The 11,944-nt window shown below is 73.3% G+C and carries 10 protein-coding genes; 5 read left to right on the top strand and 5 right to left on the bottom strand.

What is annotated here, in order from left to right:
• Positions 1 to 32: 32 nt before the first annotated feature.
• The 4 genes from OG373_RS05700 to OG373_RS05685 form a co-directional block, all read right to left on the bottom strand.
• On the bottom strand, positions 33 to 1,130 hold the full coding sequence (locus tag OG373_RS05700) for a hypothetical protein (protein WP_405436359.1): 1,098 nt from the start codon (positions 1,128 to 1,130) through the stop codon (positions 33 to 35).
• Positions 1,127 to 2,044 carry an SAM-dependent methyltransferase gene (locus tag OG373_RS05695; protein ID WP_405436357.1) on the bottom strand — a complete coding sequence of 306 codons (918 nt, stop codon included), beginning with the start codon at positions 2,042 to 2,044 and terminating at the stop codon, positions 1,127 to 1,129. The genes OG373_RS05700 and OG373_RS05695 overlap by 4 nt, the downstream gene beginning before the upstream one ends.
• A 176-nt stretch (positions 2,045 to 2,220) precedes the next feature.
• The gene (locus tag OG373_RS05690) at positions 2,221 to 3,039 is read right to left on the bottom strand and encodes a hypothetical protein (RefSeq protein WP_405436355.1); all 819 of its coding nucleotides are present in this window, start codon (positions 3,037 to 3,039) and stop codon (positions 2,221 to 2,223) included.
• Positions 3,040 to 3,182: 143 nt separating this feature from the next.
• On the bottom strand, positions 3,183 to 3,932 hold the full coding sequence (locus OG373_RS05685) for a restriction endonuclease (RefSeq protein WP_405436354.1): 750 nt from the start codon (positions 3,930 to 3,932) through the stop codon (positions 3,183 to 3,185).
• 318 nt (positions 3,933 to 4,250) lie between these two features.
• Between OG373_RS05685 and OG373_RS05680 the strand changes: the two genes are divergently transcribed.
• From OG373_RS05680 to OG373_RS05660, 5 genes are all read left to right on the top strand, one after another.
• Positions 4,251 to 4,964: an esterase/lipase family protein gene (locus OG373_RS05680; protein WP_405436352.1), complete on the top strand. Its 714-nt coding sequence runs from the start codon at positions 4,251 to 4,253 to the stop codon at positions 4,962 to 4,964.
• Between the two features lie 87 nt (positions 4,965 to 5,051).
• Complete coding sequence (locus OG373_RS05675; protein ID WP_405436351.1) at positions 5,052 to 6,797, top strand: diacylglycerol kinase family protein; 1,746 nt, start codon at positions 5,052 to 5,054, stop codon at positions 6,795 to 6,797.
• Positions 6,751 to 7,707 carry a YihY/virulence factor BrkB family protein gene (locus OG373_RS05670; protein ID WP_405436349.1) on the top strand — a complete coding sequence of 319 codons (957 nt, stop codon included), beginning with the start codon at positions 6,751 to 6,753 and terminating at the stop codon, positions 7,705 to 7,707. Before OG373_RS05675 ends, OG373_RS05670 begins: the two co-directional genes overlap by 47 nt.
• Positions 7,708 to 7,749: 42 nt before the next feature.
• A complete protein-coding gene (locus tag OG373_RS05665) occupies positions 7,750 to 8,613 on the top strand; it encodes a phosphatase PAP2 family protein (protein ID WP_405436348.1) in 864 nt (287 codons plus the stop codon).
• 151 nt (positions 8,614 to 8,764) lie between these two features.
• Complete coding sequence (locus OG373_RS05660; RefSeq protein ID WP_405443952.1) at positions 8,765 to 9,235, top strand: Dps family protein; 471 nt, start codon at positions 8,765 to 8,767, stop codon at positions 9,233 to 9,235.
• Positions 9,236 to 9,296: 61 nt separating this feature from the next.
• Here the strand turns inward: OG373_RS05660 and rph are convergent, their stop codons facing one another.
• Positions 9,297 to 11,918 (bottom strand): rifamycin-inactivating phosphotransferase, encoded by a 2,622-nt coding sequence (gene rph / locus OG373_RS05655; RefSeq protein WP_405436346.1) that lies wholly within the window; start codon positions 11,916 to 11,918, stop codon positions 9,297 to 9,299.
• Positions 11,919 to 11,944 lie beyond the last annotated feature (26 nt).

Genomic DNA, 11,944 nt, shown 5'->3' with positions numbered 1-11,944 from the left:
CCCGGCCACACCGGCCGGGGTCCCGGCACCGCTCAGTCGCGTACCAGCCGCCACCAGGACGCGAGCGCCGGCAGGTCCGGTGGTTCGGTTCCCGTGACGCTGGGCCCGTCGGCGAAGCGGGTCGTCAAAACCGCGTCCGGCAGAGGCAGTTCGTACCGGTTGCGCGGACTGGCGTACCGGGGTGCGCGGGTCTGCCACCCGATGGAGCCGGCCACGTAGTGCCCCAACGCCGCGAGATGGCGACCCAGTTCGCCGTCCGCGCCGTCCTCCAGCTGTGCCCGCAGCCGGAGGAAGAGGACCATCACCCGGTCGCGCAGGGCCACCGCGAGCGGCACCGCCTCGGCCGGGGAGCAGTTCTCCTGATGAGCCAGGACGTTGACGAGGTTCACCTCGCGCGGCTCCAGGTGGTCGTCCTTGTCGTAGGAGAACAGGTCGTTGTCCGCGCTGACGATGAAACCCGCCGCGTCCGTCAGGGCCGTCAGGGCGGGGGAGCACCGGACGTCCGCCGGCAGCCGGACCCCGCGCGCGACGTCGGACCAGGTCAGTGAGAACCGCGTGCCGTTCGCGAGCGGCCCCATGGCGACGAAGTCGTTCAGCCCCGGCATCGTCCGCGCCTCCGCCCGGGCGGCCCGCCAGGCCGCCCCGAGCAGCCAGTCCCGCGTCCCCTCGACGAACCTGCGGAGCTCGTAGGGCGAGAGCATGGCGTGCGTACGGCTCACCAGGTCCGTCAGCGCCGCGGTCATCGGACCCGCGGGCAGTACGGACGCTCCCGGGTCCTCGATGGTCCGCAGCAGCCGTGCCCCGTGCTCGATGACGGCGGCCGTTCCCACCTCCTCGGAACCGGAGTCCTGCCAGTCGTCGACGGCGTTGGCCCAGTAGTTCCACCGGGCGAACAGCAGCACGGCCTCCACGTTCCCGTCGGGGACGATGCGGCAGGAGAAGTCGGCGCTGTGGGTGGCGAGACCCCATGCGCGCTCGACGGGATCGGGGTACAGGCCGAAGGCGTCCAGCCACTCGACGGCCCGGGCCTCCACCTGCTTGGCCTCGGGGTGGACGAGGTCGCGGGGGAGGGGGCAGTAGAAGGCCGGCAGGCGCGGACCGAGGAGGGAGGGGCGCGGCGACGCGGTCATCGGCCGCCCCCGAGCCGGAAGCGCAGCAGCCGGGTCTGCACCGCGTGGTCGCGCCAGAGGCGGAAGAACCTGCTGTGCGCGATCGTCGACTGTTCGAGCCTTTCGCCGGTCCAGGCGCCGGGTGCGCCGCCGGTGCCCGCTCCGAGCCGGTCGAGTTCGGCGGTGTTCCACGCCATGGACTGCACCCAGAACTCCGTCACCGAGTCCGTCACGTCCTCGTCCTGCACCAGTTCAAAGCCGGCCGCCTCGGCCGCGGCCAGGTACTCCGCGCGGCGTCCGAGCCGCGTTCTGTAGTAGCCGTCCATGAACTCGCGCCACTGGGAGGGGCCGGCGAAGTGTTCCTGGATCCCGAACCATCCACCGGGCACCAGTGCCCTGGCCACGACCTCGAACAGGCGGGCCCGGTCGGTGTATCCGCTGCTCTCGTTGGCGTAGACGGCGTCGTACGCGCAGGTCTCGTCGAGCTGGTGCACATCCGCCAGGCGCGGATGCACCTGTGCGTCGACCCCGGCGCGACGGGCGAACTGCCGCACGAGCGAAACGTGTTCCCGGGCGACGGTGAGGCTGGTGACCGATGCCCCGTGTTCCTGGGCCCAGTAGAGCGAGGTGCCGCCCAGGCCGCAGCCGATGTCCAGCAGCCGCCGCGGAGGCTCCTCGTACGCGCCCCAGGAGCGGGCCGCGTGCTCGACTATCCGCTCCTGTGCGTCGAGCAGGCGCTGCTTGAGCATGTACTGGGGGACGGTGGTGTCCCGTGGGCCGTCGGGATAGAGCCCTACGTGGAAGTGCACACGGGGGCCCGGGCCGTACTTCTGGAGTATCTCCTGGGTCTTGCGGCTGTAGTAGAGCCGTACCGGATCGTCCGCGGCCGAGCCCTGGTCGCTGCCTAAGAACAATACGGGAGGTGTCACGCGCATGGGATGTCCGCCCTTTCGTGGGGTAGGGCCGTTCTTCCGGGACGCGCTGCGGCCGCCCTCACCGCGCCCCGTCCGTGCACTCTCGAAACACGGGTCATCGTGGCACTTCAGGTGCCCCGCGTCAGCCCACCGGACGATGCGGAACACGATCGATTCCGCTGCCCACCGGGGCCGGTTCAGCCTTCACGGCGACGTTGCAGGGCTGCGCGGATCTCCCGGGCCCTTCGGGTGCCGAGCAGGTCGAGCACCTGTTCCGCGGTCGTCACCGGGTGCCCGGCCAGTACCTCGGCGGCCTGCTCGGGCGGCAGGGGGTCCACCTCCTCGGCCAGCCGCTCGACGGGCGACACCTGCGCCGGCTCGCGGTGGGGCGCCGGGGACAGTGCCGGGCGGGCGGACGCGGCCGAGGGCGGAGCGGGGTCGGGCACCGGCGCGGCGAAGGCGGGCAGCGGGTGTCCGGGCGGCCACGGGCTGCGGTGGACCAGCGCTGCCGTGATCGCGCACAGCCACGGGGCCCAGGACCCTGAGAAGAGCAGGGGGGCACCCCCGTTGAAGGTGAGGTGCACCGCCCGGCCGTCCGGGGCGGGAGTGAGGGCCAGGAGGTGCTCCCACCAGTACACCTCGGCGCCGCTGCCGAAGAAGCCGACGAGACGGTGATCCGTGAGGACCACCCGGATCTCGCCCTCCCAACGCCACTGCATCTCCGCCATCCGCTCGGCCTGCCGGCGGGTCCGGGCATGGTGGAGCTCGCCGGTGAGGACGCCGAAGGCCATGAAGAGCGGGCCTCCCTGCACCGCGTAGCCCGAGGAGTACTCGACGTTGGTCCCGTAGTAGGCGTGAGCACCGACCGCGAGGTCCGCGTACTGGGTCTCCCCCTGCCGGGTCACCATCGTCGGGGTCATCGGAACGAGGGGGTGGCCGGCGGACAGGTGTGTCACCAGGCTCCGGACCGCCTCGTCGGGTGACTCCTGCGACCGTCGACGTTTCAGCCACCCCATGGAACCCTCCCCGCTTGCGACAGCTGTGCCAACGAGCCTTTGTGCACGGCATGTTGGGTCGACAGCGTAACGGTCGAACCGATCCGGCAGACACGACTTCCGTCGCACGTCGCACGCCGCATCCGCCGATGCCCGGTACGCAACTACGGGGTGCCGGCGCCGGCCACCCCCTCTGAGCCCTCGGGCCGTGCTGCGGTGGCGCTCTCCCACGGAGGGGGTGTCCGCGACCCGGTCCACGCGGCCAGGCCGTCGCCGTCGACGCAGACGATGTCGCAGGCGGCGGCGTACTCCTCGGCCGGAGCGGTGAAGGCGCTCGTGGTCACGACGACGGCCACGTCCGCCTCGTGGACGGCGAAGCAGGTCCCGCCGAAACGCTGGAGATCCTGCGAACCGACCCGGTTGCCCTCGCCGTAGTGCTTGCACTGGATGACCACGCGCAGACCGTCCACCGTCGTGGCGATCACGTCTGCCCCCAAGTCGCCGGCGCCGCCGACCACTTCCACCTGGAGGCAGCCGTCCCGCGCGCACAACGCGGCGACCGAGTGCTCGAAACCGTCGGCGTCCACCGCGGAGTGGTCCAGGGCGTCGGTGCCCACCTCGTGCCGGCCCGCTGTCCCCGTCCCGGCCGCCTCCCCCGCTTCGGGGGCGCAGGTCGCCGGGATGTCGGGGGTCAGCGGTCCGCGCGGGTCGGGCCCGCGTGCGGGTGAGCGGGTCGGGCCCGGAGCCACGCACCACCGCATGACCGCCGCCGCGGCCAGCAGGACGAGCACGGCGACGATCGGCATCACCGGTACGCCGCCGCCCGTCGGCGGACCGGCCGTCCTGACGAAGACGGCCGCCCCACCCAGGCAGATCCCCACCAGCCCCACCGCCAACACGACGTCACGCCCCACCGATACGGGGCCCTCGCCCCCACCACGCCGACGCCCTCCCGCTACCGTCACGACGCGCCCCCTTCTCCCTCGCCACCCGATACGGCCGATCACCCCGCCCGGGGATGGCGGACCCGGTGGTTACTCTCCGTCTGATCAGGATCGCCGGATCCAAACGGGCCCGGTGCACGGGGACTTCCCGTGGCCGGCGGTAGCGACTGCGGCCGCTCGGCCGCGAGCGGCACCGAAACGTTTCTGGTGTGAAGTGCCGCAGCCGGACGGGTGAGCGGTGCGGTCATCGGGGCCGATGCCGGTGCGGCGGACCGCTACAAACGGGCCATGCACGCGTACTTGCTCCGCCTCGTCCCGGCCGTGGCCCTGGCCCTGGCCGTCTGCGCGGCCCCGGCCGCCGCCGCTCGCCCCGTCGCCCCGGCCCACGCCCCGGCCCTCGCCCCGGCCCGCGCAGCGGCCGAACCCGACCCCGTGGTCTTCGTACACGGCTGGAACAGCGACGGCTCGACCTGGAACACCTTCGTCGACCGGTTCCGGGCGGACGGCCGGCCCGCCGACCGCCTGTACCGGTGGACGTACCCCACCTCCCAGCCCAACGCCACGACCGCGTCACAGCTCGCCGCCACCGTCGACCGCGTCCTCGCCGCGACCGGAGCGACCGAGGTGGACCTTGTCACCCACTCCATGGGCGCCCTGCCGTCGCGCTACTACCTCAAGAACCTCGGCGGCGACGCCAAGGTCGACGCATGGGTCTCCTTGGCGGGCCCCAACCACGGCACGGACACCGCCCACTTCTGCGGTCAGGCCTCGTGCGTCGAGATGCGGCCCGGCTCCGCCTTCCTCACCGCGCTCAACACGGGCGACGAAACACCCGGCCCCACCCGCTACGCCACCTGGCGGTCCCCCTGTGACCTGGTCGTCAATCCCGACAGCACGGTCGCTCTCGCCGGCGCGGTGAACACCCGGACCCCGTGTCTGCAGCACTCCGCCCTCCTCACCGACGCCGGGGTCTACGCGCAGGTGCGGGACCACATCGGCTGACGGTGGACGCCGCCGTGCGACCGCCGCCCCGCCGAACCCCGGCGGGCCGGCGCGCATCATCGGGCCGGGACGGGTCAGACGGGCCCCATGAAGAGAAGACGCGGCGCCGCCGCTCGCGGGGCCCGGCCGCTGCTGCTCCTGCTCCTGCCCGTCCAGGCGGCCCTGCTGATCGGCGCGGGCCGGGTGGTCACCGGACCGGCCGCGCACCACTGGCCGCTCGCGGCCGAGGACCGGATCCCCCGGTCCCTGGAGGAGCAGCGCGATGCGCCCGTCCTCACCGCGGTGTCCGAGTGGCTCTCCGCGCTCGGGAGCACGCAGGTCGTCGTCGGCCTGACCGTGGCCGCCCTGCTCGCCCTGCTCGGGCTGCCCCGGGTCGCGCTGCGCCACGAGGCGCTCTTCCTCGGCTTCGCGGTCGCCGCGCAGTCGGCGGTGTTCGTACTGGTCACGGCGTTCGTGGAACGGCCGCGCCCGAACCTCCCCCGACTCGACGCCGCACCGCCCACCTCCAGCTTCCCCTCCGGCCACGTCGGAGCCTCGCTGGCGCTCTACGGAGGACTGGCCGTCATCGCGGCCCTGCGGCTGCGCGGCCCCTGGCGCCCCGCCGCGATGGCCGCCCTCCTGCTGATCCCGCCCGCGGTGGGCCTGGCCCGGGTCTACCGCGGCATGCACTACCCCAGCGACATCGCCGGCGGCCTCCTCAATGGCGCGGCCACCCTCCTGATCACGGCTTCGGTCTTCCTCCACGGCCGCCACCGGTCCACGCCACGGCCGGACCGCCCGCACCTGCCCGCCCCGGCGGCGGGCGCCGACTCCCGCGGCGGGCGGACGGTGCTCGTCGTGCGGCACCCGTACGGCTGCCCGGACGACCTCGCCGAGCGGCTGCGCGCCGTGCTCGACGGCCACGGTCACACTCCCCGCGAGCAGCGCTGGATCCGCACCACCGCCGAGCGGCCCGCGGGCGCGCTCGCCGAGGAGCTTGCCGCGCGCCGCCCCGCCCTGGTGGTGGCCTGCGGCGGAGACGGCACCCTGCGCGCCTGCGCCGAGGTGCTGGCCGGCACCGGGATCCCTCTGGCCGTGGTGCCCTGCGGCACCGGTAACCTCCTGGCCCGGAACCTCGGTCTCCCGCTGGACCCGGCGGCTGCCCTCGACGCGTCCCTGGACGGCGACAGCCACCTCATCGACGTCGGCCGCGTCCGGGGCGATGGCCTGGAGCCCACCCGGTTCACCGTCATGGCCGGCGCCGGGTTCGACGCCGCGATGGTCAAGGACGCCTCACCCCGCCTCAAGTCCCGCCTGGGCTGGGCCGCGTACGTCCTGTCGGCGCTCCGGCACCTGCGCGATCCGAGCGTGCGGCTGACGATCCGTGTGGACGGGGTCCGCCCGCGGCGGCGCCGGGCCCGCATGGTCGTCATCGGGAACGTGGGCACCCTCCAGGGCGGGCTTCCGCTGCTGCCGGGCGCCCGGCCCGACAGCGGACACCTGGACGTGGTGCTGTTCGACCCACGCGGCCCGGCCGGATGGCTCGCCGCCGCCGCCCACCTCCTGTCCCGCGTCCTGCGCCGCCACCCGCAGACCCCGGCCGCCGCCGCGCGTACGGAGGCCGGGGGAGCACTGGAGTACTTCACCGCGACCCGCGTCGACGTCCGCTGCGCGCGCCCCCAGCCCCGCGAACTCGACGGTGACCCGGTCACCGACGGCACCCGACTCACCGCCTGGATCGAACCGGGCGCCCTGCGCGTCCAACTGCCCCGGACCACCGCCGTACGAGAGGGAGAGGAGCAACAGCATGGGAACAGCCCGACGCGTACCGCCGCGCCACGGCGTGCACGGTGACGAACTCTCCGGCGACGAGGCGTGGACCGCGCTGCGCCGCTACGGCAGTTGGAGCCTGGCCCGCGACTCCTTCGTCCGCTTCCGCTACGCCGACGGGTTCAGCCACGCCCGCGCACTCGCCCTGCAGACCGTCCTGTGCCTGGTCCCGCTGGCCATCGCCGCCGTCGGCCTGTCCGGCGTCCTGCACACCGAGGACGCCGGCCGGGTGATCGAGCTGACCATCCGCGGCCTCACCCCCAGCGGCCCCGGCCGGGCGGTGGTGGACGACGCGCTCGGCGGCAGCCGCCACCGGGCGGGCGACGGCGGCCGGCTCGCCCTGTGGCTGGGCCTGCTGTTCGCCGTCGCCAACGTCACCACGGCGCTCTGCCAGGTCGAGCGCGGCGCCAACCGCATATACGGCAACGAACGCGACCGGCCGTTCCTCGCCAAGTACGCCCGCGGCCTGGTGATGTCGGCCCTCGCAGGCTTCCCGCTGGGCCTCAGCTTCGTCCTCACCGTGCTCGGCGCCGACCTCACCCGCGCCCTCGCCGAGGTGTATCACCTGGCCCCATCCACCGTGCGGACCTGGGAGATCCTGCGCTGGCCCGCGGGTGTCCTGCTGGCCGTCCTCGCCGCCAGCGCGATCTTCCGGCTCTCCCCGCGACGCCGGCAACCCGGCTACACCTGGCTGGCCTTCGGAGCCGTCGTGTACCTGGCGCTGTGGATCCTCGCCACCTGGGGCCTCAGCCTGTACGTCGGCGCCAGCGGCTCGTTCACCAGCGTCTACGGGCCGCTCAGCGCGATCGTGTCCCTGCTCCTGTGGTCGTACCTCACCTCGACGGCCCTGTTCCTCGGACTGTCCTTCGCCGCCCAGCTGGAAGCCGTACGCGCCGGGGTCCGCGACCCGGTCCTCCCCGACCCCGGCATCTGACCGACCACCACCGACCGCCGCACACGAGAGGATGCCGCAGGCATGGCACCACCCACCGGAAGCTCCCCCCGCCGCGCGGCCCTGCGCGATCGGCTCCGCCACCCGCTCCGCCACCTGCCGGCGCGGCACGGCGGCCCCGACGCCACCTTCGCCGCCCGGCTGCTCCTGACCACGGCCGCGACCGCCGTGGTGTCCGTCCCCTTCGCCCTCGCCCTGGTCCTCGTCGAGTCCGGGTGGCCGCCCCTGCTGCGCCTGGACCGCGCGGCGGCCGAACGGCTGCACGCCACGGCCCTGGACCACCCCGGCCGGGTACGCGTCCTCGACTTCCTCACCGGGGTGGTGTGGGACCCGGTGACCCTGCGCCTCCTGGTGGCCGTGCTGGTCGTCTGGCTGGCCGTACGAGGAGCCCGGCGGCTGGCCGCCTGGGCCGCGGTCACGGCGGCCGGCGGCGCCCTGGTCGGATACCTGGCCAAGGTCGCCGTCGAGCGGGCCCGGCCGCACCTCCCCGACCCGGTCGCCCACGCGCCCGGGTTCTCCTTCCCCTCCGGGCACGCCATGACGGCCTTCACCTCCAGCGCCGTGCTGCTGCTGGTCCTGCTGCCGCTCGTCCCGCGGGCCTGGCGCCCGCTGCCCTGGGCGCTGGCCGTGCTCACCGTGGTGGGCGTCGGCTACACCCGGGTGGCGCTGGGCGTCCACTGGGTCAGCGACGTCGTCGGCGGCTGGCTCCTGGGGCTGGCCACGGTCACCGCGACCACCCTGGTCTTCGAGGCCTGGCGGGCGGACACCGGACGCCCCCGGGCCGCCGTCACCGACGGCCTGGAACCCGAGCTCACCGGCCCCGACCCCGAGGCCGCACCTCCGGCCGGCGCCCCGGCCCCGCCTTCGCCCCGCACCGGCCGCCGATGAGCAGCCACCGCTCCCCGCACGCGGGCGACACCTGTCCGGTGCCGGTCCGGCTCGGCCGAACGGACCAGCCGGACGGCCGGCCCGTTTTGTCGCGGGCACAGGGGGTAGTCGACGTTTCATCAATACATATCCCGATATGAATGGAGACGTTGTGTCCGTCGTCAAGAACGCCCTCCCGGAAGCAGACCTGAAGGTCGTCGGTGAAGCGCTGCAGGGCGCTCTGGTGGACCTGGTGGACCTCTCGCTCGTGGCCAAGCAGGTGCACTGGAACGTGGTGGGCCCCCGCTTCCGGTCCGTGCACCTCCAGCTCGACGAGGTCGTCGCCACGGCGCGCACCCACTCGGACGTGGTGGCCGAGCGTGCCTCCGCCCTCGGGATCACCCCGGACGGCCGGGCCGCGACGGTGGCGTCCACCACCGCGATCGCCGGCGTGCCGGAGGGCTGGATCAAGGACGCGGACGCGGTCCGCATCCTCGTCGACGCCCTCAGCACGGTGATCACCCGCATGCGCGAGCGCATCCGCTCCACGGACGAACCCGACCCGGTCACCCAGGACCTCCTGATCGCCCTGACCGGCGAGCTCGAGAAGCACCACTGGATGTTCGCCGCCGAGCACGCCTGACCGCGCCGGCGGCGTGGCCCCGGACGGCAGCACCCGTCCGGGGCCGGTGCGGCCGGTGGGGTCAGGGCAGGATCTCGATGTACCCGTCGGTCCCGTGCACGCGGATCCGCTGGCCGTCGCGGATCAGCCGGGTGGCCCGCTCCACGCCGACGACGGCGGGCAGGCCGTACTCCCGGGCGATCACCGCGCCATGGGTCATCAGGCCGCCCACCTCGGTCACCAGGCCCGCGATTCCGACGAACAGCGGCGACCAGCTGGGGTCCGTGAAGGCCGTGACCAGGATGTCGCCCGCCTCGAGATCGGCGTCCGCCATGTCGAGGACGACGCGGGCCCGTCCCTCGACGGTCCCGGCCGAGACCGGTACGCCGACCAGGGCGCCGTCCGGCACGTCGTCGCGCCGGTACGCCCCGGTGAGGGCCTCGCCGTCCGAGGTGAGCACCCGGGGCGGCGTGAGCGCGTGGTAGGCCCGGAACGCCTCCTTGCGCTGCTGGACGAGCTGCTGGAGGGTCTGCCGGTCGTCCACGCTGTTCGAGCGCACGACCTCGTGGAGTTCCTGGAAGGTGAGGTGGAAGACGTCCTCACGCTCAGGGATCACGCCCGCCCGCACGAGGCGCTCGGCCTCCGCCATCAGGGCCTGCTTGTAGACGAAGTAGCGGCTGATGATGCCGTACTTCGGGTACTCCCGGTATCCGATGAAGGTGCGGACCCGGTCGATCATCCCCTTGGTCTTCTCGGCCTTCCGCTCCCCGTCCGGCAGGGCGCGCAGGCGTGACAGCACGTCCTGTTCCTTCTGCAGTGCCTTCTGCCGGCCCTGCTCGAAGCGCCGTTCGGCCGCGCCCGGCTCGAAGTTCCGCACGTTGTCGAGGATCACGGGCACCAGCGTGCCGGGGCGCTCGCGCCAACGCGGCCTGGTGATGTCGATCTCGCCGACACAGCGCATGCCGTACCGGTCGAGGTAGGACTCGATGGCGTCGCGCGCCTCGGCCCCGCCCGCGAGCTTCGCCAGCCCGTCCAGGAAGGCTTCGTCCTCGATGCACTCCAGGCCCTGCAGGAAGGCCACCACCTCCGGCAGCGGACGGATCACGTCCGCGACATCGAGCAGCGCCAGTCCCATCTCCGACGTGATGTTGTCGGGGGCGGACAGCGTCAGCGTGTCGGCCGCGTTCTTCTCGCCCAGCCACTCCTGCAGCTTGTCGTTCAGCCACCACGTGGCCTCCATGCCCGCCATGATCGCCTGCATGCTCAGCGGATCGCCGAGGACCCGCTTGTGCTCCTCGAAGGCCTCCAGCAGGAAGTCGAACAGCGCCGGTCCGCTCTTCGTCCGGATGTCGCGCTCCAGGGCGGCGATGGACACCCGGCTGCGCTCGATCAGCTCGGTGACCACGGCCGGATCGGTCTCGATCGGGGCGGGCGCGGCGCCGGCCGGCGGGCCGCCGGGGCCCGCGTCCGGGAGCGACGGGACGAAGTCCCCGCGGTCGAGGACGGTCTCCAGAGCGTCCCTGATCAGCGGATCGCCCTTCCCCAGGGCGTCCAGGAGCCCGGCGCGGCTCGCCGGCGAGGCCAGGCGCCGGGTGACGTCCACGAACAGCCTCCCGCCGGCCTCCTGCATCGGCACCATGGCCGTCAGCTGCCACATGGACAACCCCAGCGGCTTCATGGGGTCGGTCATCATCTGCCCGTGGCCGACGGAGACGTAGACGTGGTTCTCCCGGTCGCCGCTCTCCGGGACGGGGAACAGCGTCGTGATCGGCCGGCTCTGCACGATCCGGAAGTCGTCGTCGACCAGGCACCACTCGATGTCCTGCGGGCTGCCGAAGTGCGCTTCGATCCGCCGTCCGAGCCGTACCAGCCGCACGACCTGAGCATCCGTCAGCGCCGGTTGCTCCTGCTGCTGCACGTCGATCGCCACTTCCTGCGTACCGCCGGCCGGCAGGGCGGTCACGGCACGCTGTTTGGCGGCGATCGCCCTGGCGACGACCTCGCCGTCGCGCACCGTGAAGACGTCCGGGTTCACCAGGCCGGAGACCAGGGCCTCGCCGAGGCCGAAGCCGGCGTCCACGGTGGCGACCTTCCGGTTGCCCGTGACGGGGTCGGCCGTGAACAGGATGCCGGACGATTGCGGGAAGGCCATCCGCTGCACGACCACGGCCATGTGGACCGTGCGGTGGTCGATACCGTTGCGCCTGCGATAGGTCACGGCGCGTTCGGTGAACAGCGAGGCCCAGCACCGGCTGATGTCCCGGAGGATCGCCGCCGGCCCCACGACGTTCAGGTACGTGTCCTGCTGGCCGGCGAAGGAGGCCGTCGGCAGGTCCTCCGCCGTCGCGCTGGACCGGACGGCATAGGCGGCCTGCTCGCCGAACCGGGCGAGCGCGCGGGTGATCGCCGCCGCGAGATCGTCCGGGACGGGGATCCCTTCGACGGTCCGGCGGATCTGCGCGCTGAGCGTGCGGATCGCCTCCCGGTCGTCCGGGTCGACGCGCGACAACCGGTCGAGCAGATCGTCGACCGAGGGCGCTTGCGCGATGATCCGCCGGAAGGCCTCCGTCGTCACGCAGAAGCCTTCCGGCACGCGCACGCCTTCGATCCGCGACAGCGCGCCCAGGTGCGCGCCCTTGCCGCCGACGACCGCGACCTGCGTTGCGTCCACCAGGTGAAGGTCCTGTACGTACTGCTCGTTCACTGCGATGCCTCCGAGGCGGTTGTGGC

Origin of the sequence: Streptomyces avidinii, from assembly GCF_045161815.1 — a bacterium.
GTDB classification, from domain to species: Bacteria; Actinomycetota; Actinomycetes; order Streptomycetales; family Streptomycetaceae; genus Streptomyces; species Streptomyces avidinii.
The sequence above is the reverse complement of the archived record's forward strand: the minus strand, read 5'-3'. Positions and strand labels throughout refer to the sequence as shown.

What these genes read in the sequence shown, in the direction of transcription:
- OG373_RS05695 (WP_405436357.1), bottom strand. Translation starts at nt 2,044, where the DNA reads ATGCGCGTGACACCTCCCGTATTGTTCTTAGGCAGCGACCAGGGCTCG.
- OG373_RS05665 (WP_405436348.1), top strand. Translation starts at nt 7,750, where the DNA reads ATGGCACCACCCACCGGAAGCTCCCCCCGCCGCGCGGCCCTGCGCGAT.
- OG373_RS05690 (WP_405436355.1), bottom strand. Translation starts at nt 3,039, where the DNA reads ATGGGGTGGCTGAAACGTCGACGGTCGCAGGAGTCACCCGACGAGGCG.
- OG373_RS05700 (WP_405436359.1), bottom strand. Translation starts at nt 1,130, where the DNA reads ATGACCGCGTCGCCGCGCCCCTCCCTCCTCGGTCCGCGCCTGCCGGCC.
- OG373_RS05680 (WP_405436352.1), top strand. Translation starts at nt 4,251, where the DNA reads ATGCACGCGTACTTGCTCCGCCTCGTCCCGGCCGTGGCCCTGGCCCTG.
- OG373_RS05670 (WP_405436349.1), top strand. Translation starts at nt 6,751, where the DNA reads ATGGGAACAGCCCGACGCGTACCGCCGCGCCACGGCGTGCACGGTGAC.
- OG373_RS05675 (WP_405436351.1), top strand. Translation starts at nt 5,052, where the DNA reads ATGAAGAGAAGACGCGGCGCCGCCGCTCGCGGGGCCCGGCCGCTGCTG.